The 23425-nt window shown below is 70.1% G+C and carries 26 protein-coding genes; 14 read left to right on the forward strand and 12 right to left on the reverse strand.

Going from position 1 to position 23425, the window contains the following annotated elements; all coding sequences use genetic code 11:
• Window positions 1–125: 125 nt before the first annotated feature.
• The 4 genes from BIU89_RS02140 to BIU89_RS02155 form a co-directional block, all read right to left on the reverse strand.
• On the reverse strand, window positions 126–1259 hold the full coding sequence (locus tag BIU89_RS02140; RefSeq protein WP_071244610.1) for a DUF475 domain-containing protein: 1134 nt from the start codon (window positions 1257–1259) through the stop codon (window positions 126–128).
• Window positions 1260–1478: 219 nt separating this feature from the next.
• Complete coding sequence (locus tag BIU89_RS02145; protein WP_027465528.1) at window positions 1479–3047, reverse strand: helix-turn-helix domain-containing protein; 1569 nt, start codon at window positions 3045–3047, stop codon at window positions 1479–1481.
• Window positions 3048–3155: 108 nt separating this feature from the next.
• Entirely contained in the window at window positions 3156–3830 is a 675-nt protein-coding gene (locus BIU89_RS02150; protein ID WP_071244611.1) for an ABC transporter ATP-binding protein, read from the reverse strand.
• Window positions 3827–4912: an ABC transporter permease gene (locus BIU89_RS02155; protein WP_071244612.1), complete on the reverse strand. Its 1086-nt coding sequence runs from the start codon at window positions 4910–4912 to the stop codon at window positions 3827–3829. The genes BIU89_RS02150 and BIU89_RS02155 overlap by 4 nt, the downstream gene beginning before the upstream one ends.
• 151 nt (window positions 4913–5063) lie before the next feature.
• On the opposite strand from BIU89_RS02155, the gene BIU89_RS02160 reads away from it, so the two are divergent.
• Together BIU89_RS02160 and BIU89_RS02165 are read left to right on the forward strand one after the other, a co-directional pair.
• The gene (locus BIU89_RS02160) at window positions 5064–6242 is read left to right on the forward strand and encodes a sensor histidine kinase (RefSeq protein ID WP_071244613.1); all 1179 of its coding nucleotides are present in this window, start codon (window positions 5064–5066) and stop codon (window positions 6240–6242) included.
• Window positions 6239–6859 (forward strand): response regulator, encoded by a 621-nt coding sequence (locus tag BIU89_RS02165; protein WP_071244614.1) that lies wholly within the window; start codon window positions 6239–6241, stop codon window positions 6857–6859. The genes BIU89_RS02160 and BIU89_RS02165 overlap by 4 nt, the downstream gene beginning before the upstream one ends.
• A 270-nt stretch (window positions 6860–7129) precedes the next feature.
• Here the strand turns inward: BIU89_RS02165 and BIU89_RS02170 are convergent, their stop codons facing one another.
• Both BIU89_RS02170 and BIU89_RS02175 read right to left on the reverse strand, forming a co-directional pair.
• Window positions 7130–8083, reverse strand: coding sequence for a nuclear transport factor 2 family protein (locus BIU89_RS02170; RefSeq protein ID WP_071244615.1), 954 nt, complete (start codon window positions 8081–8083; stop codon window positions 7130–7132).
• A gap of 44 nt (window positions 8084–8127) precedes the next feature.
• Complete coding sequence (locus tag BIU89_RS02175) at window positions 8128–8988, reverse strand: SDR family oxidoreductase (protein ID WP_071244616.1); 861 nt, start codon at window positions 8986–8988, stop codon at window positions 8128–8130.
• Between the two features lie 91 nt (window positions 8989–9079).
• Here BIU89_RS02175 and BIU89_RS02180 point away from each other — a divergent pair, with 91 nt between their 5' ends.
• Window positions 9080–9472, forward strand: coding sequence for a winged helix-turn-helix transcriptional regulator (locus tag BIU89_RS02180; protein ID WP_083404110.1), 393 nt, complete (start codon window positions 9080–9082; stop codon window positions 9470–9472).
• Between the two features lie 45 nt (window positions 9473–9517).
• Here BIU89_RS02180 and BIU89_RS02185 read toward each other — a convergent pair whose 3' ends face one another.
• On the reverse strand, window positions 9518–10045 hold the full coding sequence (locus BIU89_RS02185; RefSeq protein ID WP_071244617.1) for an acyl-CoA thioesterase: 528 nt from the start codon (window positions 10043–10045) through the stop codon (window positions 9518–9520).
• Between the two features lie 293 nt (window positions 10046–10338).
• Between BIU89_RS02185 and BIU89_RS02190 the strand changes: the two genes are divergently transcribed.
• From BIU89_RS02190 to BIU89_RS02205, 4 genes are all read left to right on the forward strand, one after another.
• Complete coding sequence (locus BIU89_RS02190) at window positions 10339–11187, forward strand: MBL fold metallo-hydrolase (RefSeq protein WP_071244618.1); 849 nt, start codon at window positions 10339–10341, stop codon at window positions 11185–11187.
• Window positions 11187–11744, forward strand: a complete 558-nt coding sequence (locus tag BIU89_RS02195) for a CGNR zinc finger domain-containing protein (protein WP_071244619.1) — start codon at window positions 11187–11189, stop codon at window positions 11742–11744. Before BIU89_RS02190 ends, BIU89_RS02195 begins: the two co-directional genes overlap by 1 nt.
• Window positions 11745–11805: 61 nt before the next feature.
• Window positions 11806–12633 (forward strand): oxidoreductase, encoded by an 828-nt coding sequence (locus tag BIU89_RS02200; protein ID WP_071244620.1) that lies wholly within the window; start codon window positions 11806–11808, stop codon window positions 12631–12633.
• Window positions 12634–12722: 89 nt separating this feature from the next.
• A complete protein-coding gene (locus BIU89_RS02205; RefSeq protein WP_071244621.1) occupies window positions 12723–13598 on the forward strand; it encodes an NmrA family NAD(P)-binding protein in 876 nt (291 codons plus the stop codon).
• A 77-nt stretch (window positions 13599–13675) separates the two neighbouring features.
• Here BIU89_RS02205 and BIU89_RS02210 read toward each other — a convergent pair whose 3' ends face one another.
• The 5 genes from BIU89_RS02210 to BIU89_RS02235 all read right to left on the reverse strand — a co-directional run bounded on the left by BIU89_RS02210 (window position 13676) and on the right by BIU89_RS02235 (window position 18038).
• Window positions 13676–14677: a DUF4238 domain-containing protein gene (locus BIU89_RS02210; protein WP_071244894.1), complete on the reverse strand. Its 1002-nt coding sequence runs from the start codon at window positions 14675–14677 to the stop codon at window positions 13676–13678.
• 472 nt (window positions 14678–15149) lie between these two features.
• Window positions 15150–15941 (reverse strand): anti-sigma factor, encoded by a 792-nt coding sequence (locus tag BIU89_RS02220; RefSeq protein WP_071244623.1) that lies wholly within the window; start codon window positions 15939–15941, stop codon window positions 15150–15152.
• Complete coding sequence (locus BIU89_RS02225; protein ID WP_071244624.1) at window positions 15938–16483, reverse strand: RNA polymerase sigma factor; 546 nt, start codon at window positions 16481–16483, stop codon at window positions 15938–15940. The genes BIU89_RS02220 and BIU89_RS02225 overlap by 4 nt, the downstream gene beginning before the upstream one ends.
• A gap of 68 nt (window positions 16484–16551) precedes the next feature.
• On the reverse strand, window positions 16552–17184 hold the full coding sequence (locus BIU89_RS02230; RefSeq protein WP_175474958.1) for a class F sortase: 633 nt from the start codon (window positions 17182–17184) through the stop codon (window positions 16552–16554).
• Between the two features lie 14 nt (window positions 17185–17198).
• A complete protein-coding gene (locus BIU89_RS02235) occupies window positions 17199–18038 on the reverse strand; it encodes a DUF4397 domain-containing protein (protein WP_071244626.1) in 840 nt (279 codons plus the stop codon).
• Between the two features lie 241 nt (window positions 18039–18279).
• Between BIU89_RS02235 and BIU89_RS02240 the strand changes: the two genes are divergently transcribed.
• From BIU89_RS02240 to fliP, 7 genes are all read left to right on the forward strand, one after another.
• Window positions 18280–18576 (forward strand): flagellar FlbD family protein, encoded by a 297-nt coding sequence (locus BIU89_RS02240; protein ID WP_027465534.1) that lies wholly within the window; start codon window positions 18280–18282, stop codon window positions 18574–18576.
• 1 nt (window position 18577) lies between these two features.
• Complete coding sequence (locus BIU89_RS02245) at window positions 18578–19402, forward strand: motility protein A (RefSeq protein WP_071244627.1); 825 nt, start codon at window positions 18578–18580, stop codon at window positions 19400–19402.
• Between the two features lie 2 nt (window positions 19403–19404).
• Window positions 19405–20334 carry an OmpA/MotB family protein gene (locus tag BIU89_RS02250; RefSeq protein ID WP_027465536.1) on the forward strand — a complete coding sequence of 310 codons (930 nt, stop codon included), beginning with the start codon at window positions 19405–19407 and terminating at the stop codon, window positions 20332–20334.
• A gap of 97 nt (window positions 20335–20431) precedes the next feature.
• Complete coding sequence (locus BIU89_RS02255; protein ID WP_083404114.1) at window positions 20432–21310, forward strand: flagellar motor switch protein FliM; 879 nt, start codon at window positions 20432–20434, stop codon at window positions 21308–21310.
• A complete protein-coding gene (gene fliN / locus BIU89_RS02260) occupies window positions 21310–22014 on the forward strand; it encodes a flagellar motor switch protein FliN (RefSeq protein WP_071244629.1) in 705 nt (234 codons plus the stop codon). The genes BIU89_RS02255 and fliN overlap by 1 nt, the downstream gene beginning before the upstream one ends.
• A 9-nt stretch (window positions 22015–22023) precedes the next feature.
• Window positions 22024–22584, forward strand: a complete 561-nt coding sequence (locus BIU89_RS02265; RefSeq protein WP_071244630.1) for a FliO/MopB family protein — start codon at window positions 22024–22026, stop codon at window positions 22582–22584.
• Window positions 22581–23417: a flagellar type III secretion system pore protein FliP gene (gene fliP, locus BIU89_RS02270; protein ID WP_071244631.1), complete on the forward strand. Its 837-nt coding sequence runs from the start codon at window positions 22581–22583 to the stop codon at window positions 23415–23417. The genes BIU89_RS02265 and fliP overlap by 4 nt, the downstream gene beginning before the upstream one ends.
• Window positions 23418–23425: the final 8 nt, after the last annotated feature.

Genomic DNA, 23425 nt, shown 5'->3' on the forward strand with positions numbered 1-23425 from the left:
CGTCGTCCGACCCGCCAGTCAACGCCGATCCACGGTGGATCCTTCCAGAACAGCCGGACGACGCGCCGCACCACACCCGGACGACGCGCCGCACCGCGCCGCACGACGCGTCACGAGCCGACGAGTCAAACCGCCCGCGGCCGCCGCACCACCCGCCGCCACCACGCGCGCCACGGCAGGGAGCTCACCAGCGCCGACCCGATCACGACGGTCCCGAACCACCCCACGACGACGCCCGGGATCGGCACGAGCAGACTCGCCCACAGCAGCACCGACAGCACCCCGAGCACGTACGCCGCCCCGGCCTTCAGGTACCGCAGCCGCTTGAGCCCCGCAGCCTGGTCGACCCGCGAGGTCAGGCGGGCCAGGAACACCGCGCCCACCCCGATCGCCCCGATGGCGACGGCGGCCTGTTCGAGGGCCCCGAGCCCGTCCGATCCGAGCGGCCCGGACCCCGACAGGCTGTACACGCCGTCGAGGATCTCGAACAGCATGAACACGACGAGCCCCCGCTCGAACACGACGGTCGACGCGTACAGGTGGATGCGCCAGGCTCCGCGGCCGACCCCGATCGACGCCGTGTCCGACCCGCCGCCGACGGGGCCGCTGCGCAGCGCCCACGACGCGGTCCGCTTCGACACGAGGTACGCGGCGATGCCGGCCACCCCGCCGAGTGCGACCGGCAGCAGCGCACCGGCGGCCCACCCGGAACGCGACCCGACGAGCACGGAGGTCACCACGACCCCGGTCGCAGCGGTGACCAGCGACCAGACGCGGGGTCGCGCGACGGAGGCGAGCCGCGCCTCCAGGCTGCCCAGCCACGACCTGCGGGACGCGCGGTCGGTGTTGAACAGGTACTCGGCGAAGACCTGCCAGATGAACGCGGCGCCGAAGGCGGCGAGTGCGGGACGCACCTCGGCCAGGTGCGCGGAGAACGAGCCGGGTGCGAAGACGGCTTCCTCCACCGAGCTCGCCGGGTCGGTCGCGTCACCGACCGCGACGGCGGCCGGCGGCAGGAGCAGGCGCATCGCGAGCACGCCCGCGACGATGCCGAGCGACAGGAACAGCCGCCGGGCGGGGGAGTGCAGTCGGCCGGCGATGCCGGCCATCGGCACGGACGAGTCCGCGGCCATCGCGATCTCGAGGAACGCGAGGGCCACGAAGGCGAGCGCTGCGGCGGGGCCGAGCACCAGCCAGGCCGCCGCGGCGGCCGCGACGGTGATGAGCAGGGGGACGGTCAGGAGTGATCTCGTGGCCATCTGCCCATCCAGCACGGTCGGCCTGGGCGGCGCATGGAGCGCTCCTGGGCATCGGCCTGGAGGCCCGTGGGGACTCCGCCACTCGGGTGACGGCCCGTCCCCACTTGCGGGGACGGGCCGTCGGGTCGCGCGGGAACGAAAAACACCGGTGTTCGCGTGTTGAACCGCGGTCTGCGCGTGTTCAACCGGCGAACACCGGTGTCTTGCGGGGGTTCAGCGTCAGTCGTGGAACGTCTCGATGGACGCACCGAGCGAGTTGAGCCGCTCCTGCAGCTGCTCGTAGCCACGGGCGATGATGCCGACGTTGCGCAGGACGCTCTCGCCCTTCGCCGCGAGCATCGCCAGCAGGATCACCACGGCAGGCCGCAGTGCTGGCGGGCAGCTGATCTCGGCCCCGGAGAAGTGCGTCGGGCCGGTGACGTCGAGGCGGTGCGGGTCACGCAGGGTGACGCTCGCGCCCAGGCGAGTGAGGTCGAGCAGGTGGATCGCCCGTCCCTCGTACACCCAGTCGTGCACGAGCGTGGTGCCCTCGGCCATGGCCGCGATGACGACGAAGAACGGCAGGTTGTCGATGTTCAGGCCGGGGAACGGCATCGCGTGGATCTTGTCGATCGGCGCGTGCAGCTCGGACGGGTGCACCGTGATGTCGACGAGGCGGGTACGGCCGTTGGCGGCTGCGTACTCCTCGCTGACGTCGAAGCGCAGGCCCATCTCGGCCAGGGTCGCGAGCTCGATCTCCAGGAACTCGATCGGCGCACGCGTCACGGTGAGGGTCGACGCGGTGACGATGCCGGCGGTCAGCAGGCTCATCGCCTCGACCGGGTCCTCGCTCGGCCAGTAGTCCACGACCTCGTCGATCTTGCTCTTGCCGGTGATGCGGAGCGTGGTGGTGCCGATGCCCTCGATCTGCACCCCGAGCAGCTCGAGGAAGAAGCAGAGGTCCTGCACCATGTAATTGGGGCTGGCGTTCCGGATGACGGTCTCGCCGTCGCGGGCCGCGGCGGCCAGGATCGCGTTCTCGGTCACGGTGTCGCCGCGCTCGGTGAGCACGACCGACTTGGTGGGGACGGCCTGGTTCGCGACGTCGACCTCGTACCAGCCGGAGGTCGCCTCGACGTCCACGCCGAACGGACGCAGCGCGATGAGGTGCGGCTCGACCGTGCGGGTGCCGAGGTCGCAGCCGCCGGCGTAGGGCAGGCGGAAGGACTCGTACCGGCCGCTGAGCGGGCCGAGGAACATGAGCACGCTGCGGGTGCGGCGGGCGGCGTCGGCGTCGATCGCGTCGAGGTGCAGGTCGTCGGGGGCGACGATCTCGAGGGTCTCGCCGTCCTCCGACCAGGTGACGCTCGCGCCGAGGCTGCGGAGCACGTCGATGATGCGGTCGACCTCGACGATCCGGGCGACCTTGTGCAGACGGGTCACGCCGCGGTTGAGCAGCGAGGCGCAGAGCAGCGCCACGGCGGCGTTCTTGCTCGAGTTCACCGCGATGGAGCCGCTGAGCTTCCGGCCGCCCTGCACGCGCAGGTGGGCCCGCTGCGGGGCACCGCCGATCGAGACGATCTGCTGGTCGAGGGCGTCGCTGATGCGGGTGAGCATCTCGAGGGACAGGTTCTGCCCGCCCTGCTCGATGCGGTTGATCGCGCTCTGGCTGGTGCCGACGCGTTCGGCGAGCTGGGCCTGCGTCATGCTGCGGCCCTTGCGGGCGCCCCGGATCAGGGCGCCGACCTCACGGAGGGGTGCTGCGGTCGCCGGAGATGCCGGCGAGACGACGGTGGTGGTGTCGGTCATGCGCGCCACGCTAACACGCTCATGAGATAAACCGATGGAAGATCGACACCCGTTGCCCGTCCTGAGGTCTCGAATACGTCACAGTTGGGAATTTCGGGGGACGAACGCTCAGGCATCGGTCAGGCGGCCGTCGACGACGGTGACCAGGCGGTCGAGCGCGTCGCGGTGGACGAGATCGTGCGTGACGAGCATCGTCGCCGTGCCCTGCTCGTGCGTGAGGCGCGCGATCAGCGCCATGATCTCGGCGCCTCGCTCCTGGTCGAGCGCGCTGGTGGGTTCGTCGACGAGCAGGACGGACGGGGTGTTCACCAGGGCTCGGGCGATTGCGACCCGTTGCCGCTGGCCGCCGGAGAGCTGCGCGGGTCGCTTGCCGCGGTGCTCGGCGAGACCGACCGCTGCCAGCAGCGCATCGGCGCGGGTGCGCACCGCGGTCCGGTCTCGGTGGCCGCCGCCGAGCTCCGCCATGACGAGCAGCTGTTCGCGAGCGGTGAGCGACTCGATGAGGTTCGACTGCTGGAACACGATGCCGACCTGTCCGCGGCGGAGCGTCGTCGCCTCGTTCCGGCTCAGGGTCGCTGCGTCGACGTCGTTGATCCACACGTGCCCGGAGTCCGGGCGGATCAGGGTCGCCGCGACCGCGAGGAGTGAGGACTTCCCGGAGCCGGAGGGCCCGGTGAGGCCCGTGACGACCCCGCTCGGAGCGGTCAGGGACACGCGGTCCACCGCCGTGATGCGGGAGTCGCCGTCGGGGAAGGTGAGGGTGACGTCGTCGAGGGTGATCATCGGTTGCTCCCGAGTGCGGTGAGGGGGTCGGCCTTGGTGACAGTGCGGAGTGCGACGGCGGCACCGGCGAGGCCGAGGACGACCATCACGGCGGCCGGCAGCAGCGTGGTGAGCGGGCTGAGCAGGAACGGCAGGACACCGTTCGCGAGCGTCCCCAGGACCGACACGAGACCGATCCCGACCCCGACGCCCGCGGCCAGGACGACGAGTGCCTGGCCGAGGGCATCGCCCACGAGCGACGCGTCGGAGGCACCGAGGGCCTTCAGGACGGCGATGTCGTCGGCACGCTGCAGCGTCCACACGGTGAAGAACGCCCCGACGACGAGCGCGGAGACACCGAAGAGCATCACGATCATGAGTCCGAGGGACCCGACCTCCGACTTGAACGTCTCGATCGCGGTGAGGCTGGCGAGCGGTGACACGGCGACGGTGCGCGTGCGGTCCGCCGTACTGCCCCAGTCCGGCGTTCCGGAGACGGCGAGCACGGTCGCTTCGCCGTCCCCGCCGAGGCGCCGGTCGGTCGACGCCCACGCCGTCGGGGAGAGCGCGACGACGGGGGTGTGGCTGTACCAGGCGTCTCCGCCGACGGTGGCGACCCGGTAGGTCGTCCCGGTGATCGTGACGGCGTCCCCGACGGCGACGTCGAGGTCCTTCGCTGCGCCGGCGGACAGACCCACCGTGTCGTCGGACCTCGGAGCCAGGTCGGTGACCGTCGACGCGGGGGCTCCCCGTGGGACGCCGAACAGGGCGACGGCGACCGCTGGTGCGGCTTCGGCGTGCACGGCGGCGCGCCCCTGCGCGATCCCGATCGGCGTGACCTGCTCGACGCCGGAGGACTCCCGCCACGCGGACACCGTCGCGGCGTCGATCGTCGACTGCGAGAACGATGGTTGCCCGGTCGAGGGCCCCTGCAGGACGAGCCGGTTCCCGGGGAGGCCGAGGACTGCGGACACGTTCTGCGCGGCGAGGCCGCCGGTCAGGCCAGCGAGGAAGCCGACGAGGAGGGTGATCAACGACACCACGGACCCGATGAGCACGAACCTGCCACGGGCGGATCGGAGGTCGCGCCAAGCGACGAACACGATGGTTCCTTCCCGACGGCAGGGGCGCTCCCTGCCGTCCAGACGAGCCTCGCCGTCGCGGGTCCAAGTGCCATCGCCGGGAGGTTGACTGCTCTTGTCCAACTTCTGGTTGATGTCCGGTGGGTCGTGCCCGCCGTACGCTGCAACGGACATGGCACACAGCACCCTCACGCCCGTGTTCGTCGGACTCCGCACCGGACTGCACGTGCTGTTCGCCGCGCTCGTCGCACTCGTCGTCGTCCGGGTCCTCGTCGTCCGCGACCCGACCATGTGGGCGGCGATCGCCCTGGTGGCCGGGTTCGCGGTCCTGTACCTGCTCGGTGCCGGTGTCGCCGCCGCGCCGGAGGCACGCCGAGCCGTGGTGGGAGCGGCCTGGATCACCGCCTTGACCGTCGTGTGGGTGGCGTTGCTCGTCCTGGTGCCGGAAGCGGCGTACCTGGTGTTCCCGTTGTTCTTCCTCTACCTGCACGTCCTGCCCCGGATCGTCGGGCCGGCCGCCGTGGTCGCAGCGACCCTGATCGCGGTCGTCGCCCTGGGCCTGCACGGCGGCTTCACCGTGGGCGGGGTGATCGGGCCCCTCGTCGGTGCCGGGGTCGCGTTGCTCATCGGCCTGGGCTACCGGGCGCTCGCCCGCGAGTCCGTCGAGCGGGAGGCGCTGCTGGCAGAACTCCTCGCCACCCGCGACCGACTCGCCGCGACCGAACGGCAGCAGGGCGTCCTCACCGAACGCGCCCGCCTGGCACGCGAGATCCACGACACCGTCGCGCAGGACCTCTCCAGCATCCAGATGCTCCTCCACGCCGCCGAAGCAGCCGACGGCAGCCGGCCGGGCATCGAGCACATCCGCCTCGCACGCGCCACAGCGGCCGACGGCCTCGCCGACACGCGGCGCTTCATCCGGGAGCTCGCACCGCCGTCCCTCGATGCCGGCCTCCCCGCGGCACTGCGCCGCCTCAGCGACCAGTGGCACCGCGAGGGGCTCGGCATCACCGTGACGGCCGCACCCGAAGCGTCGGAGTTGACGATGGACGTGCAGACCGCTCTGCTGCGCATCGCCCAGGGGGCCGTCGCGAACGTCGCCCAGCACGCCGGTGCCACGACCGTCGACATCACCCTCGACGTCAGCGCGACGCACGCGTCCCTACGGGTGCAGGACGACGGCTGCGGCTTCGACCCTGACCGTGTCGGCACCCGCTCCGGCACGTCCGACGCGTTCGGGCTCCGCGCGATGGGTGAACGTGTCGACCAGCTGGGTGGCCGTCTCACCATCGACAGCGCACCCGGGGACGGCACGACCATCACCGCGACCGTGGAGGTCGGTCGCCCGTGATCCGACTCGTCATCGCGGATGACCACCCCGTCGTCCGCGCCGGCCTGCGCGCACTCCTCGACGGGGCGGTCGACATCGACGTCGTCGGGGAGGCCGCGACACCCGACGAAGCCGCCGCGCTCGTGTCGTCCTTGGACCCCGACCTCGTGCTCATGGACCTGCAGTTCGGGCAGGACCGCACCGGTGCCGACGCCACCCGGCAGATCCGGTCGACCGACGCCGCGCCGTACGTCCTCGTCCTCACCAACTACGACAGCGACGGCGACATCCTGGGCGCCGTCGAAGCGGGGGCCAGCGGGTACCTGCTCAAGGACACGCCACCCGACGAACTGCTCGCCGCGGTGCGCGCCGCAGCCGCCGGTGAGAGCGCCCTCGCGCCGGCGGTCGCCAGCCGCCTGATGGCACGGATGCGTGCGCCACGGGTCAGCCTGTCCGCTCGCGAGATCGAGGTCCTCCGGCTCGTCGCCGAGGGCGCCTCGAACGTCGACGTGGCAGCACGCCTGCACATCACCGACGCCACCGTGAAGTCACACCTGGTCCACGTGTTCTCCAAGCTCGGCGTCGGATCCCGGACCGCCGCGGTGTCCGAGGCCCGGGCGCTCGGCATCCTCCGCTGACGGAGCCGATGAGAGACCCTCGGTGCAGGCGAGGAATGTGCACGATCGCGCCCTGCTCTTCGAGAGCTGCCCGGAGTGGCTGCATGTGCTGCGGCTGGTGGTAGAAGCCGTGAACGAGGATCACTTCGGGGGCCGTCACGGCACTCAGCGAATCACCCTTAGCTCCGCTGTCCCGGTAGGCGATCGGCTGATGAGACCCCGTCTTGCCGACTGGTTGCAGTCGTCATAGACAACTCGTCGCGGTGGCAGTTTCTGCCTCCCGGGCGGTGGTCAGCTGGTGGGGACGACATCCCAGTGCTCTCGGATGAGGCCACCGTCGACGCGGAACAGGTCGGCAGCGAGGAGCGGGTCGCCGGGCTTCGCCCCGACCGCGCGGGAGAAGGTCCAGACGATGTCACCGTCGGAGAGCGAGATGACGGACTGCTGCGCCGGGAACTGGGCGCCGCTCCCGAACAGCTGCTTGAGGGCTGCTGTCCCGTTCGGAGCGACGGTGTTGTGCTGCAGGTACGCGGGGTCGAAGGCGCGGTCGAGGACGGACGCATCGTGGTCTCGGAAGAGTGTGTTGTACGCCGACACCGCGAGGACGCGGTTGCGTTCTTCCTGACGTTCCGACGGCGCGGTGGTCGGACGTGCCGGCCGGTACAGGTCGCTGAACATGGTGTTCGTGTTCCCGCTTGCGGGGGTGCCCGTCGGGATGGGCTGCTCGAGCGACCAGTGCTCGACGATCCGGCCGTGCTGGAGGCGGAACAGGTCGACGGCGGCATCACCGCGTCGTTCGTTGCGCGGGTCTGGTGCGATCTGCCAGTGCACGGCGACGAGGTTGCCGTCTGCTGCGGTGCGCTTGATCACTGCTCGAGCACCAGGGATGCGGGTACGGTCCGCCGAGAACTGGGCAAGGACACCCTTCGGTCCGGCAGTGGTTGCTGCGCCGTGCGTGACTGCGCTCGGGGACACGAACCGCGCCGCGACCTGCCGGGAGGATCTGCTGTCAGGTTCGGTGAAGGTGCGGGTGATGAGCGTCCGGACGATGCAGGCGTTGCGGTGTTCGGTGTTGGTGTTCTGCCGGTTCCCGGCGACCGTCACGGTCGGCTTCGGTTGGGTTGCGGGAGCGGCCGCTGCCGGCGTGGACACGACGAGACCGGTGAGGAGGGCGGCTCCGGCGATGGCCGCCGCGCCGCGGGCGATGCGGCTGCTTCGTGTGCGCGTGATCAGGTCGTTGGTCATGGTTGTGCTCCTGCTCGTGTGTGGTTGACGGGACTGGATGCGGGTCACTGCGCCGCGATGGCTGCGAGGCCCTCGGGGAGCGGGGTGGTCGGTCGGCCGATGAGAGCCTTGAGCTCCCCGCTGGTGTGGGCGAGGAGACCGTCGCGGATGCCCGCGTCGAGGGCCACCAAGAACGCGACTGTGCCCTCGTCGAGCCCCGCTCCCCGGAGGGAGACAGCGTGTTCGTCCGTGCTGAGGGCCTGGTAGTGCACCGGTGAACCGATCACGTCGGTGAGGGCATCGGCGAGCTCGGCATGGGTCCATGCGTAATCGCCGGAGAGTTCGAACACACGCCCGGCGGTCTCGTCATCGAGCGCGACGACCGCGGCTGCTTCAGCGAAGTCGCGTCGGCTGGCGCTGGCGACGCGGCCGTCTCCGACACTCGCCGTGATCACACCCGACTGCCGTGCGATGTCGAGCGTGGTCGCGTAGTTCTCGGTGTACCAACCGTTGCGGAGGATGGTGGCGGGGACGCCGGATGCGGCGATGGCCTCCTCCGTGGCCTTGTGCTCGGGAGCGAGGATCAACTCCGAGCGACCAGCGTCCAGGACGCTCGTGTAGATGATCCTGCTGGCGCCGGCCGCTGCGGAGGCGTCGATCACCGCGGTGTGCTGTGCGACGCGCTGCCCGACGGCATCGCTCGAGATCAGGACGACGCCGTCGCCGGCACCGATGACGTCAGCGATCGTGCTCGGACGGGTGTAGTCGAGCACGGCGGTCCGGACGCCCAGTGTCGCGAGGTCTGCGAGGCGAGTGATGTTGCGTGAGGTCGCGATGACCGACTCGGGGTCGGCCCCGCGTTCGATGAGAGCTTCGACGACGAGGCGGCCGAGCTGGCCGGAAGCGGCGGTGACGATGATGGACACGAGGTCTCCTTCTGCGATCTTCAGCGGGTGATCGCAGCATCGCAGGAAACTCTCCTGTACGAAGGTACGCACCTTTTTGTAAGGTACTTACATGGATGTCGGAATCGTGGAAGCCCCTGCACCGCCCGTGCAGGATCCGGATGCGTTCGCGCGCTTCCCAGCGGCGTGTCCTACGCGAGTTGTGCTCACCCACGTCACGAGTCGGTGGGGTGTCCTCGTGCTCCTCGCGCTCGAGCCGGGCAGCATGCGCTGGGGGGAACTTCGACGCACCATCGAGGGGATCAGCGAGAAGATGCTCGCCTCGACCCTGCGGACACTGGAGCACGACGGGATCGTGAACCGGGTCGCGCAGCCCACGATCCCGCCTCGAGTGGACTACTCGCTCACCGACAGCGGTAGCGAACTGGCAGCTCGACTCGTTCCCCTCATGGACTGGATAGTCGAGCACGCCGACGCCATCGTCGATCGGCCTTCCGGCGACTGACACCCCGCGGTCCTGAGCGGGATCTGTGTCACGCGGCCGCCGGGCTCACGACGGCGAATCGGCCGCGGCGCTGCGAGCGGAAGCGGACCAGTCAGCGACCCAGCCGGGCACAACGAGATCGTCCCCGTCGAGGAGAGCGCGGAGATCGTCGGTCACGACGGGGCCGTCGTGTCGCGTCAAGAACTTCGTCCGCACGACGGCGTGCGCGTGCAGGTTTCCGCGTCGAACGAAGATCTGCTCGGTGTAGCTGCCGTGATCGTCGGAACCGAGGTACCTCGTGCGGAGTTCGAAGCGCTGGCCGACTCGGAGGGGCCTCCGGTAGGTCACCGTTTGCTGCGCCACGACCGCTGCCCAGCCTTCGGCTCGGGTCCGATCGAAGATCCCGGTGCGTCGAAGCCACCGCAGTCTTCCGAGATCCATGATCGTGAGGTAGCGGCCGTTGTTCATGTGGCCGTACACATCGATGTCACCGACAGTCACACGGAAGATTGCGTTGTCGGTTCCGTGGATGTCGAAGTCTCGTCGGAAGCGCTGTCCGAAAAGCACCAGAAGAAGTCGGAAGTACAGGTTCACGGGGCTCCTCGCCGGCGAGTCGTGTCTTGACGGCGCTCGGTTCCGAAGCGCCCGCGGTCGCATGACCGCGGTCCTGCGGTCGCATCACGCCATACGACCGTATGTCGAAAAGAGGGTCCTGCTCGATGAGGGCATGCTCAGTGAGTGAGGCCTGTTGTGGCAGCCCCGCGATCAGCCTGACCGATGGGGTGCGGGGGCGGGTGCGTGCCGAGCCGAGCCGAGCCGAACGGCAGCATCGAACTCCTTGAGGTTCTGTAACGTGCAAAACCGTTTTGTACGTTACAGTAAGTCGCATGAGTGAATTGAGCTACGACGTTCTCGTGACCGACGGACCGGAGTGGGCTGGTGACGCACGGCTGCCTGACGGCCGCCCTCTGGTGTGGAACCCAGGCAGCACGATCCTGATCTCCGGGGCGGAGCACGCGGTGCTCGTTGACGCACCGTTCACCCACGAGCAGATCAAGGCGGTCGGTGACTGGGTCGAAGCGTCCGGCAAGACACTGACGCACATCTACGCAACCCACGGCCACGGTGACCACTGGTTCGGTGGACACGCCCTGGTGGAGCAGTTCCCGTCGGCGACGGTGCTCGCGACGAAGCAGACGATCGCGATGATGCACCAGGAGGCGACAACGGGCCGCGAACAGCTGTGGGACCAGATCTTCCCGGGGCTGATCCCGGAGGCACCTGTCATCGCGGAAGAGGTTGGCCCCGACGGGTTCGACCTCGAAGGTCATCGGCTGCTCCCCATCGAGGTCGGACACACCGACACCGACGGCACCACAGTGCTCCACGTCCCGGACTTGGACCTCGTCGTCGCTGGCGACAGCGTCTACAACGGGGTGCACCAGTACCTCCTGGAGGGGCCTGGTGGCGGCTTCGAGCACTGGCTCGCAGCGCTCGACGTCATCGAAGCACTCGGAGCCCATCACGTCGTGGCAGGCCACAAGAACCGGGCACTGGCGGACAGCCCCGAAACCATCGCCGAAACCCGGACGTACCTGCGCGACGTCATGGCGCTGCTCGATGACGGTGTCACCCCGGAGCGGTTCCTGCAGGAGATGACCACCCGCTACCCTCACCACCTCAATCTCAGCCCTGTCTGGTTCGGTGGTCTCACTCTCCTGGGGGGAGCGGCTTGATGCTCGAGGGCACCGCGACGACCCGGTACGAGGCGAACCCCGCACCGGGTGACCTCGCGCTCCTGCAGGACCTCGTCAACACCGTCAGCGTCGGCCCCGGGGCTGACCTCCTTGGATCCACCGACAGCGCAACGACCTGGCTGGCGTCGATCGGCACCGGCACCGGGGCCGGCGTCGACGTTGACTCCCTCGAACGCCTGCGTCGCCTACGGACAGCCCTCAGGCGACTGCTCGGTGACGGGCCCGCGGAACACCATCAGCCAGTGGATCTCGCCCTCCGCCTGCGCCTCGACGACGACGGCATCACCGTGCCGCACGGCGGCGGTGACTTCATCGAGGCGAAGGTCGCAGTCGCGCTGCTCGAAGGGCGCGCCACGGGTGCGCTCTCGCGGCTCAAGTTGTGCGCGAACCCGGACTGCCAGGTCGCGTTCTTCGATCAGTCGAAGAACGGGGCCGGCAAGTGGCATTCGTCGGCCCGTTGCGGCAACGCGGCCCGCGTCCGTGCGCACCGAGACAGGACCATCAGCCGAACCGAAGCGAACTCGTCAACCAGTTGATCCGCTCTAACTTGACACCCCGCAACACAACTCCGCAGACACAGCAGATCGGAACAAACGCATGACCTCCAAGACCTGGTTCATCACTGGCGCCGGCCGCGGCTTCGGCCGGCAGTTCACGGTTGCCGCCCTCGAACGCGGCGACCGCGTCGCAGCGACCGCTCGGGACCTCGCCGCACTCAACGACCTCGCCGCCACCCACGGCGACCGCCTCTTCGCCATCGCACTCGACGTCACCGACGCCGCCGCCGTCCACGCGGCGGTCGACACGGCGGCCGAACGCTTCGGCACGCTCGACGTCGTCGTGAACAACGCCGGGTACGGCCTGTTCGGGATGGTCGAGGAACTCAGCGAAACCGAACTCCGCCAGCAGTTCGACGTCAACTTCTTCGGCGCGTTCAACGTCACTCAGGCGGCGCTGCCCGTCCTGCGCGCTCAGGGAAGCGGCCACATCGTGCAGATCTCCACCATCGGCGGGGTCATCGCGTTCCCCGGCCTCGGCGGGTACAACGCCTCCAAGTGGGCACTCGAGGGCCTCTCGGACGCCCTCGCCCAGGAAGTAGCCCCGTTCGGGATCAACGTCACCCTGGTCGAACCGGGGCAGTACGGCACCGACTGGGCAGGATCGAGCGCTGTCAACGCCACCCCGAACTCGGCGTACGAGGACGCCCACCGCGCAGCCGAGGCGGCCGAAAGGAAGCGACCGGTCGAGTGGCTGGGCAAGCCCGAGGCCGTCGGCGCAGCCATGTTGGAGCTCGTCGACAACCCGACCCCGCCGCTCCGCGTCTTCTTCGGCGCCGCACCGACCGTTGTCGTCCCCCAGGTCTACGCCGCCCGACTGGCGGAGTGGGAGTCCTGGAAGGAGTTCTCCGTCCGAGCGAACGGCTGAGCCGCACCATGACCACCGCTCATCCCGGTCGTCAAGGAGCGCGAAGCGTCCGCCCGAGCAGGAGTCACCAAGAGAAGGCAGACATCGACATGACCGAAGTATCAGGACCGGGGCTCGTTGCCATCGCCGGCGCGACGGGGCGGGTCGGCAGGGTGATCGCCGACGGGCTTTCCGCTGCCGGCACCGCAGTACGTGCACTCAGTCGGACGCCCGCGGCGCAAAACGCCGGCGCCCAGGCCACGAGCGTCCACATCGACCACGCGAACCCGGAGTCGATCGCGTCCGCCGTCAACGGCGCCGACGTGCTGGTCATCAGCCTCGGCAGCTCCGACGACCAAGCCCACCAGGAAATCGCCCTCATCGACGCAGCCGCTCACGCCGGGGTCGAACACGTCGTCAAGGTCAGCTCGTGGAGCTGGCCCTCCCGCATGCACCCAATCGACTGGCATCTGCAGGTAGAGAACCATCTCGGCTCGGTCGACATCGGTTACAGCGTGCTGCGCCCCATGACCTTCAGCGCCGTCATCGGCGGTCAGGCCGGACTCATCAAGAGCAACCTGTGGGGAGGAGCAGCCGGCACGCTGCCCGCAAACCTCATCGACGTGCGCGACGTCGGAGACGTCGCAACACGCCTGATCCTGAACGGTGCAGCGAGCGGCTCGGTCCGCAGGGCCTACCACCTCACCGGACCCGACGGACTGAACATGGACGCCATCGCAGAGCTTATCTCGGAAGCAATCGGGCGCACCGTGACCTACACGCACCGAACCCCTGACGAACAGCGAGCCCTGCTGCTGTCACTCGGACTGCCGGAGATGGTCGTGGGACTCCTCGTGAGCATCGACGTCGAAGCCCTTGCGTCTGGCGCCAGCACCGAAAAGACGTCCACTGTGGAAGATCTGCTGGGCCGGCCTGCCCGCTCGATCCCGGACTGGGTCGCGGAAAACGCCGAGCTCTTCCGCTGATCTCGTCCGGTAGCCGATCGGCTATCGAGACGGTCCGCGTGGGCGGGATTCGCGGCGTGCTCGGCGTCGGCGAGCGGTTAGACAACACCGTTCGGTTCGCCGTTGAACTCCCAAGGGTCGTTCTGGATGCGCATGTTCACGAGATGGGGCTCGGGTAGGTCGTCCGGGATGCGGTGCTCATCGCTGGGGTGGCAGTAGAGCCATCGGCTTGCGTGGCCGATCGTGTGCTCGTTGAAGAAGCGCTCGTAGGCGGTCGTGCCTACAGGGACGAGTGTGTCTCGCAGGCCCTGGTGAACCTCCTCGACGGGGACCAGGCCTTGGAACGGCGTCGGGTCTCCCATGATGAGTCCAAGGTTCCGAGTCAAGGGCATCGCGATGCCCCAAGCGGTCATGTATCCGCCCCCTTCCCACTCGTTAGCGTCGGGCTGTGCGACCAAGCTCACCGGGGAGTCGGAGGTGACTAGCGACCTGCGATCGAATCGGACCAGCGTCCAAGGTCGTCCGATCAGGTATTTCAGAAGGCCGTCGGCGGTCTTCAGCATCTGTTCGGCGAACTCCCCATGACTGACTTGTACGGGCGGCCCCTCGGGGCGCATTGCTTCATCCCACAGCTGTTGCACTTTCTCCTCGGGGACGGTCCTTCCGTCGTGCTCGAGCCGAGCCTTGAACCGATCTCGTCCCCCGAAGCCAATCTCAAGCCGTGCGGCGAAAGCAGCGAGCGAGTCTGCCGTTCTTCGGTTCACCTGTGTCCGGGTTGCTTGCAACGCGATGAAGTACCCCAAGGCAGTGCGATCTGCGACGTCAAGTGGCCATCGGCCTTTCACGATGAGACGCAATACGGCGGCAGCGGCCCCCTCAACCTCGGACAGAGCCCGCTCGATTACATCGTCGCCCTCGGGATGCCCGGGGAGAGCGTAGAAGTCGGTCTCAACAGACGCATCGCGGACCGAATGCTTGTACCGGCGACGGCCAGGCAAAGCGATGGTGCGAAGCGTTTCACCGTCGGCGAAACCACGGAGGTAGAACTGCGGGACGGTGTGGTGCCGCCGCGCGGGGGGGAACCTGAGACATCTACTCATGCTGCCAGGAGGCGCCGACAGCACATGCGCTAGCAGATCGCCTATCGACACGTCGTCGGCACGCAGGTACGGGTCGAGCCGGGGAGGTGTTTCTCCCTAGTCCCGGCTCTATCCGCCGGGGCCAGAGGAGTGCGCTGTCCCCATCCAGGGACCGAGGCGCTGCAGTGGCTCACTGTCGACGAGCTCGCCGCTGAGCGTCGCCAGGCGATCAAGCAGTTGAACCTCCTCGATCACTCCGCGAGCGGGTTCTGAGCCGAGGCTGCGCTGCTGCGTACCCTCGCGCTGATCGGGCTGGTGCAGGACGAGCGACGGCACGATTGACCGAGCCGGCGGTCTAGGAGTCGAGTGCTGCCTGCGCTGCACGACAGGCGGGGCACCAATCAACGCCGTCTGTTGAGCAGTCCCACCCGTACGATTCCGCGTGGCCGCGCGCACCGTTGTCCCGCTCGCGGACACCAGCGCCCCGCACCGATCAGGGGTCGGTCAGGGTGCCCCGGACAATGGAGTCACCGGAGTGCGCCGGATCACCGTCGTCGGCCTCGGCCGAGACGTCCACGACCGGGAACTCCGCGGTGTCGACGCCGTCGGGCACCGTGAAGCGGCCCTGGTCGCCGTCGAGGTAGCCGACGCTCACCAGTCCGCCGAGGTCCGACCGCATCATCCAGACTTCGCGCAGCGGACCGGTGCCGGAGCGACCGCGCTCTCCGTGCAGGTCGACGAGCAGGGTCACCCGGCCGTCCTGGTCACGTTCGAGTTCGGCGCGGCCGGTCGTCCCCGACCAACCGGGCAGCGCTGCGAGCTCGGTGTTCGCCATGACGGTCTCGGTGTCGCCGCGGGGGAGTCCGGGGACGACCCCCGACGCCACACCGATGCCGAGGACGACGGCGAGGACACCGACGCCGGCGATCACCAGCGCCAGGACACGGCGACGACGCGGACGGGATCGGCGTGCCACGGCGTGGTGCTGCGCGTCGGACGGTGTCGCGACGGACGCGCGTTCGGCCGCTCGTCCGGGTTCGGTCGCCGGCGCCGCGGCCTGCTGCGGCGTCCGGGCGATCTCGGCCGCGATCCGGTCCCACACGTGCTCCGGGGGCGCGGCCAGCGTGACGTCCTCGGACGCCCGGGTCACCGCGGCGACCCGCTGCAGCGCGGCCACCTCGTCGCGGCACCGGTCGCAGGACGCCAGGTGCTCGGCGACGTCGTCGGTCGCGACCTGGTCGGAGACCGCGAGCATCGCCAGCGTCTCGTCGTCGACGTGCTTCATTCGATCACCTCCAGACGTGTTCGGAGCCGAGCCAGACTTCGGTGGATGTGGCTCTTGACGGTGCCCAGCGGCAGTTCGAGCCGTTCGGCGATCTCACGATGGCTGAGGTCGTCGTAGAACGCCAGTCGCATCACGCGCCGTGGGACCTCGTCGAGCCGCTCGAGCTCGCCGGCGACGAGTGCGCGTTCGGCCAGGTCGAAGGCCGGCTCCGGCGCCGGGGTGGTCTCCTCGACCACGTCCGGGTCGGCGGCGCTGGCGTGCCGTCGGCGCTCGTTCTGCGCGTCGGCGATGCAGTTCCGGGTGATGCCGACCAGCCACGCGCCGAGCGGGGCGCGGCCGGGGTCGTAGCTCGTGCTGCGCTGCCAGGCCTTCACGAAGACCTGCTGCGTGACGTCCTCCGCGGCGGCCGGGTCGGCCAGGGCGCGCAGGGCCAGCGAGTACACGAGTGACGACCACCGCTCGTAGACGGCTCGCAGGGCGTGCTCGCCCCCGGCGCGGAACGCGTCCGAGAGCTCGCTGTCGTCCGGGAGGATGGTCGTCACGTCTTCCTGTCGCTGGCGCGGTCGTCGTCGACCACGATCCGATCGTAGGGGGCGGATCGTCGCCACGGTCAGGCCGGGACCGCGGTCACGACGAGGTTGCTCTCGTAGTGTCCGGTGGCTGCGTCGAACGTCCCGCCGCAGGTCACCAGGACGAGCCGTCGGGGCCCGTCGTGACGGAACACCTCACCCCAGGGGAGTCCCTGCTTCTCGAGCATGCTGACGGAGTCGATCCGCCACGCGGTCTCGGCACCGTCCGCGTCGGTCAGGGTGACCCGGGTGCCGGACGGGGCGTCGCCGAGGCGGGAGAACGGACCGATGCCGTAGCCGACCGCGTCGACGTGGGCCGCGATGACGACGGTGCCCTCGGTGGACGACGGTGCGGCACCGAACCGGTACCAGCCCGCGGTGGCCGGGTCGGGCGGGAGCGCCATCGCGCCGTCCTCGTCGACCCCCTCCGGCCGGACCGGCGCGCTGATGCCGGCGTGGTCGACGGTGATGGTGGTCGGGGCGGGGGCGTCCCGGACCGGGGGGATCGTGGCGGCCTGCTGCGGCACCTCGGTCGAGAACGCCGACGGGACCGGTGTGGGGGTGGTGGTCGTCAGGACGGACGGCTGCCCGCCGGGGGTGGTCCCGGCCGACGAGCACCCGGTCAGGGCGGCGGCCGCCACGGCGACGACGAGCGTCACCGTGGCGGACCGCACGGGGCGTGGCACGTTCAGCGGCGGGTCGCTGTGTGCCGGCGGCGGAGCACCACGGCCCCGATCGCGGCAGCGGCGGCCAGTGCGGCCGCCGCTGCGCCGACCAGGGGCAGGGGGTCCTGGTCGTTCGTGGCCACGAGACCGGCGTTCCCGGCGGGGACGCCGTTCGGCGTGCCACCGAGGTCTGCGATCGTCTGCGTGGCGAGGGCGAGGTTGTCGTCGTCCAGGCTGCCCCAGGCGTAGACGATGGTCGACGAGCCCGCGGTGACCGCGACGTCCGCCGGGCCGATCACGGGGTCGGTGGTCCCGGTGGCGGCGACGGTCGCCGACACGGTGCCGGCCGGCAGCTCGAGTGCCTGCTCGTCGGGGTTCGACAGGTTCGGCACGACGGCCTTCCCACCGGCGAGGACGTCGACGGCCGGTGCGGCGGCGACGTGCCGGACGACCAGGCGTCCCTGGCCGGCCGCGACGGCCGAGGTGTCGTTGGTGAACACCGTGGCGGTCGGCGACCCGTCCGTGGCGTCGTGGGCGACGGCGGTGTAGTTGCCCCCGGCGTCGAACGAGACGTCCGCCGGGCCGATGATCGGCTTCGTCGCATCGGTGGCGTCCGAGGCGGTGATCGCGAGCTGGTGCGCACCGGCCGGCACCATCATGGGGCCGGCGAGGGTGCCCGGGGTGAAGTCGTCGATGGCACGTTCGCCGTCGAGGTAGACGTCGACGGTGACGTCCGGCACGGCGTGGAGGACCGAGAGCGTCGCCTCGCCGGTGGCGGCGGTCGCAGCGGTCGCGGGCAGTACGGCCGCAGCGGCGGCGAACAGGACACCGGCGCTGAGGCCGGTGGCGAGTGTCTTGCGCATGACGTGTCTCCTTCGGGCCTGTCCGGGCCGGTGCGGACGACGTCGTCCTCGACGTCGTACCCCCACTACCGCCGGAGCACCCCGATCGGATGCAGCGATTTCCTGGGGATCAGCTGAGACGGCCCGAACGCGTCGCTAACGCACCCGTCGTAACCGCCGATAGTCCTCCGTGCAGGCCCACGGACGGGCCCGCATCCCGCCCCACGGACGGCGGCGGGACGATCGAGAACCAGGACGGGCCATGATCGTCGTCACACGACTGAACGGCAGCGGATTCGCTGTGAACCCCGATCTCGTGGAGCGCATCCAGGAGACGCCGGACACGACGCTCATCATGGTCGACGGCGCGAAGTACATCGTGCGGGAGTCGATGGCCGACGTCATCGACCTGATCGCCGCGTACCGCGCACGCATCGTCGGCATGGCCTACGGCACCGACCAGGCCCCCCGCACGAACACCGGCCCGCAGCCGACGCTCGCCCCGGTCGCCGCGCTCCGCTCCACGCAGCACGGTCGCGCGCTGGACGGGGGTCGTTGACGTGGACATCGCAACGATCGTCGGCATCCTGCTCGCCTTCGGCGCCCTGTTCGGCATGGTCCAGATGGAGCACGTCGAGCTCGGTGGACTCTTCCTGCCCGCCCCGATGCTGCTCGTGTTCGGTGCCACCATCGGCTGCGGCATCGCGAGCACCACGCTGAAGGACGCGATCGCCAGCTTCAAGGCGGTCCCGAAGGCGTTCACCGGCAAGGTCACCCCGCCGGCGTCGGTCATCGACGACGTCGTCGGGCTCGCCGAGACCGCCCGCGCGAACGGCCTGCTCGCCCTCGAGCAGGAGGCCGACAAGCACGACGACCCGTTCATGAAGAAGGCGCTGCAGAACATCGCGGACGGCACCGACGGCGACGAGCTGCGGATCCTGCTCGAGGACGAGATCGAGTCGAACGCGGCCCCGACCCGGAGCGCGAGCGCGTTCTTCATGGGCCTCGGCGGCTTCGCCCCGACCGTCGGCATCATCGGCACCGTGGTCTCGCTGACCCACGTGCTCGCGAACCTCGGCAAGCCCGACGAGCTCGGACCGCTGATCGCCAGCGCGTTCGTCGCCACCCTGTGGGGCCTGCTGACCGCGAACTTCATGTGGCTGCCGATCGGCGGCAAGCTCCGCAAGCTCGCCCAGCTCGAGTCGGACCGCCAGACGCTCCTGATGGAGGGGCTGCTCGCGGTGCAGGCCGGCAGCCAGCCCCGTCTGCTCGGTGAGCGGCTGAAGGCCATGGTCCCGCCCGCCGCCCGCGCCGACACGGGTGGCAAGGCCGGCAAGGCGGGCAAGAAGGCCGACGCGGCCGACGACCAGCAGCTGGCGGCCTGACCGTGAGCGCCAACCCCCGGGGCCGCGGCCGCGGTCGCGCGAAGAAGTCCCACGACGAGGCCGAGCACCCCGACGAGCGCTGGATGGCGTCCTACATGGACATGATCACGGTGCTGATGTGCATGTTCCTCGTGCTCTTCGCGATGTCCACCGTCGATCAGGAGAAGTACATCCAGCTGAAGCAGTCGCTCGCCACCGGCTTCGGCGAGGTCGACTCGCAGAAGATCGACACCGCGAGCGGCACCGTCGTGACGAAGGACCAGGTCGAGGACGGCTCCGGCTACTCGACGGACAAGTCCCAGGCCGACCACTCGACCGCCTCGTCGGGCACGAAGGACACCAACGTCGACCCCGCGTCGACGGTGGTGCCGACGACGGCGACGAAGCAGGACCTCGCCGAGGCGAAGCGCGAGCTCGACGACCTGACGAAGCTCGAGCGTGCGATCCAGCACAACCTGGCGAAGGCGGGCCAGAGCGAGAACGTCCAGTTCACCGTGGACGCCCGCGGCCTGATCGTCCGGTTGATCGGCAGCGAGACGTACTTCGGCACGAACAGCGCGGACCTGTCCGACCAGGCGCGGTCGATCATGGACGCCATCGCGCCGGTGCTGAAGACCTCCGACCACGACGTCAGCGTCGAGGGGCACGCCGACCAGCGGAACTCGACGGCGCCGTACGCGACCAACTGGGAGCTCAGCGCGGCGCGGGCGACCGGGGTCCTGCGCGACCTGGTCGAGCGGGGCGGGATGCCCGGCGAGCACGTGCAGAGCGTCGGGTTCGGGTCGAGCCGGCCACTGGCGAAGGGCGGCACGGACCGGGACCTCGCCCTGAACCGCCGGGTCGACATCGTGGTCCTGTCGAACGCCGACCAGGACGTCAGCGCCCTCATGCCGGCGCTGGCGAAGGCACAGGACGGAGCGCAGCAGGGCTGAGACCCGCAGCGCGCGGAGCGCACCAGCGCTGACGCCACCGCCCCACTACGGGGTACAGCACTGACGGGTGCCCCACAGGTGACCGATAGACGCACCCGTGACCGAGACCCTGCCAGCGCCCGAGGTGTACGACTTCGCGCGCCCGTCGACGCTGGCCCGTGAGCACGCCCGGGTCCTCGAGCTCGCCTTCGAGACGTTCGCGCGCCAGTGGGGCACGCAGCTGACGGCGAAGGTCCGTGCGGTCAGCCAGGTCACCTGCGAGCAGGTGGAGATGACGACGTACGACGAGTACGCCGCGTCGCTGCCCGCGCTCACCGGCATGGTGCTGCTGCCGATCACCGGCCTGACCCCGAAGGGCGTGCTGCAGGTCCCGCTCGACGCCGCGCTGACGTGGGTGTCGCACGCGCTGGGCGCCTCGAAGCCGCTGCCGACGCCGGACCGCACCTTCACGCCCATCGAGCAGGCCCTGGTCCGCAAGATCGTCGAGGACGCCCTCGACGACCTCCGCTACTCGTTCGGCGGGCTGCTCGCGCAGGACGTCGCGGTCGGCGGGTTCCAGTTCAACAGCCAGTTCGCCCAGGCCGCGCAGAAGGGCGACCTGATGATCGTCGCCTCGTTCTCGATCCGGGTCGGCGACCGCATCGCCCCCGGCACGCTGGCCCTGCCGGCCGAGGCCGTCCTGCCGCAGCTCGGCGAGACCGCAGCGCACGTGTCGCCGGCCGACGCACGAGCCCTGCTGGACGCGCAGCTCGAGAGCGTGCCCGTGGGCGTCAGCCTGCGCTTCGCCCCGGCCGCGGTCCTGCCGACGCAGGTCCTGCGGCTCGCCGTCGGCGACGTCCTGCCGCTGCCGCACCCGCAGCACCGGCCCCTCACCATCGCGGTCGACGGCGAACCCGTCGGCACCGCCGCGGTCGGCGCGAACGGCTCGCGCCTCGCCGGCATCGTCGTCACCACCACGAGCACGGAGCAGCACTGATGACCGAAACGACCACCCTCCACACCGCAGCGGCCGAGTCGCTCGCGGCGCAGCTCCCGACGGCCGCCCCCTTGACCGCGGTGCTCCTGCCTGGAGGCGCGACACCGGTCGTGCTCGACGCGGCGACGGACGCCGTGGTCGCCTCGTTCGTCGGCGGCCTGTCGGCCGACCTGGCGCTCGTGCTCACCGACCTCGAGTCGATCACGGCCGCCGGAGGCACCGACCACGGCATCGTGGCCGTCACCGACGTGCTGCGTCCGTCGCTCGAGGCCGCGGCCGGGGTCCTCGGCGTCGGGGTGCTCGGCGAGGCGCACCGCGAGTCGGCCGCGTCACTGCTGGCCGACCCGGACACCGTCGTGTTCGAACTCACCGCCGGTGGCCTGCCCGCCGGGTGGTTCGGCATCCGGATCCGCGAGAACGGCACGGTGTCCGCGCCCGTCGTGGCGAACCTGCCCGCCGGCAACCTCGGCCGGATCAACAACGTCGAGATGACCCTGACGGTCGAGATCGGCCGCACCCGGATGTCGGTCCGCGACGTGCTCGGCATGGAGCCCGGCGCCGTCGTCGAGCTCGACCGCAGTGCCGGCGCCCCCGCCGACGTCCTGCTGAACGGCCGCCTCATCGCGCACGGCGAGGTCGTCGTCGTCGACCAGGACTACGCGGTCCGGATCACCCGCATCCTCGACGTCGCCGAGAGCGTCTGAGACCCGCACGTGGACACCCTCGTCGTCACCCTCCGCGTCGCGCTCTCGCTCGGCGTCGTGCTCGCCCTCATGTGGGTGCTGCACCGCGCGAGCCGCAAGCGCTTCTCGGGCAAGCCGTCGGGCCGTCGCGCCGCGACCGTCGAGGTCGTCGGTCGGCAGGGCATCGGTGGCAAGGCGAGCGTCGTCGTGGTCGACGTCGAGGGGGAGCGGCTCGTCCTCGGGGTGTCCGAGCACGGGGTCAACCTGCTCACCAGCGGGCAGGCGCCCGCGCCGGAACTCACCATCGTGACCGGACCGGTGGCGCTGCCGGTGCGTCCCGCCCCGTCGGCCGACGCGTTCGGTCGGGAACTCGCGCAGCAGTCGGACGCCACCACGGGCCTCCCGGCAGGCACGGACGACGTGACCCGGGCGACCGACGCGACCGGCGCCGTCGCGCCGCTGCCGATGCGCCCGCGCAACCGTCGCCCGCAGCGCGCCGTGCCGAGCGCCCAGCAGCTGCAGGGCTCGATCCTGTCGGTCGACACCTGGCGCCAGGCCGCGGCCGCGCTGCGGAACCGGCGGGCCGGGTGAGGGCGGCAGGGCCGCACCGGCTGGCACGGTCGGGTCGACTCGTCGCCCTCGTCCTGCTCGGCCTGGCGGTCGTGGCCGGGTTCCTGATGCTCACGACGACCGGTGCGCACGCCGCCGGTGTCGTCGAACCCACCGCCCCGGCGACCCCGACCGCCCCCGCGACCGGTGACTTCAGCGTCAGCGTGAACGGCCCGGACGGTACGCCGTCGTCCGCCGTGGTGACGCTCATCGGCATCACGCTCCTGAGCGTCGCGCCGGCGCTGATGCTCATGATGACGTCGTTCACGAAGATCTTCGTCGTGCTCGCGATGACCCGGAACGCGCTCGGGCTGCAGTCGATCCCGCCGAACCAGGTGATCGCCGGACTGGCACTGTTCCTGTCGCTGTTCGTGATGGCCCCGGTGCTCGGGCACATCAACGACGACGCCCTGCAGCCCTACCTGGCCGGCCACCTCGACTTCAACCAGGCCGTCGAGATCGGCACGAAGCCGCTCCGGACCTTCATGCTCCACCAGACCCGCGACGAGGACGTCGCCCTGATCACCCGTGCCGCCGGGCTCGACAACCCGAAGTCGATGGCGGACGTGCCGATGACAACCGTGATCCCGGCGTTCATCATCTCGGAGCTCCGCAGCGCGTTCATCATCGGGTTCGTCATCTTCATCCCGTTCCTGGTGATCGACCTCGTCGTCTCCGCGGCGCTGATGTCGATGGGCATGATGATGCTCCCGCCGGTCATGATCTCGCTGCCGTTCAAGATCCTGCTCTTCGTGCTGGTCGACGGCTGGGGCCTCATCATCACGTCGCTCATCGAGAGCTACCACGTTGTCTAGGGGGCACG

Origin of the sequence: Curtobacterium sp. MCBA15_005, from assembly GCF_001864855.1 — a bacterium.
Taxonomy (GTDB): domain Bacteria; phylum Actinomycetota; class Actinomycetes; order Actinomycetales; family Microbacteriaceae; genus Curtobacterium; species Curtobacterium flaccumfaciens.

Excerpts from the sequence above, each read along its gene's own strand:
- BIU89_RS02140 (WP_071244610.1), bottom strand. The coding sequence starts at position 1,259 with ATGGCCACGAGATCACTCCTGACCGTCCCCCTGCTCATCACCGTCGCG.
- BIU89_RS02145 (WP_027465528.1), bottom strand. The coding sequence starts at position 3,047 with ATGACCGACACCACCACCGTCGTCTCGCCGGCATCTCCGGCGACCGCA.
- BIU89_RS02150 (WP_071244611.1), bottom strand. The coding sequence starts at position 3,830 with ATGATCACCCTCGACGACGTCACCCTCACCTTCCCCGACGGCGACTCC.
- BIU89_RS02160 (WP_071244613.1), top strand. The coding sequence starts at position 5,064 with ATGGCACACAGCACCCTCACGCCCGTGTTCGTCGGACTCCGCACCGGA.
- BIU89_RS02170 (WP_071244615.1), bottom strand. The coding sequence starts at position 8,083 with ATGACCAACGACCTGATCACGCGCACACGAAGCAGCCGCATCGCCCGC.
- BIU89_RS02180 (WP_083404110.1), top strand. The coding sequence starts at position 9,080 with ATGGATGTCGGAATCGTGGAAGCCCCTGCACCGCCCGTGCAGGATCCG.
- BIU89_RS02190 (WP_071244618.1), top strand. The coding sequence starts at position 10,339 with ATGAGTGAATTGAGCTACGACGTTCTCGTGACCGACGGACCGGAGTGG.
- BIU89_RS02195 (WP_071244619.1), top strand. The coding sequence starts at position 11,187 with ATGCTCGAGGGCACCGCGACGACCCGGTACGAGGCGAACCCCGCACCG.
- BIU89_RS02200 (WP_071244620.1), top strand. The coding sequence starts at position 11,806 with ATGACCTCCAAGACCTGGTTCATCACTGGCGCCGGCCGCGGCTTCGGC.
- BIU89_RS02205 (WP_071244621.1), top strand. The coding sequence starts at position 12,723 with ATGACCGAAGTATCAGGACCGGGGCTCGTTGCCATCGCCGGCGCGACG.
- BIU89_RS02210 (WP_071244894.1), bottom strand. The coding sequence starts at position 14,677 with ATGAGTAGATGTCTCAGGTTCCCCCCCGCGCGGCGGCACCACACCGTC.
- BIU89_RS02220 (WP_071244623.1), bottom strand. The coding sequence starts at position 15,941 with ATGAAGCACGTCGACGACGAGACGCTGGCGATGCTCGCGGTCTCCGAC.
- BIU89_RS02235 (WP_071244626.1), bottom strand. The coding sequence starts at position 18,038 with ATGCGCAAGACACTCGCCACCGGCCTCAGCGCCGGTGTCCTGTTCGCC.
- BIU89_RS02240 (WP_027465534.1), top strand. The coding sequence starts at position 18,280 with ATGATCGTCGTCACACGACTGAACGGCAGCGGATTCGCTGTGAACCCC.
- fliN (WP_071244629.1), top strand. The coding sequence starts at position 21,310 with ATGACCGAAACGACCACCCTCCACACCGCAGCGGCCGAGTCGCTCGCG.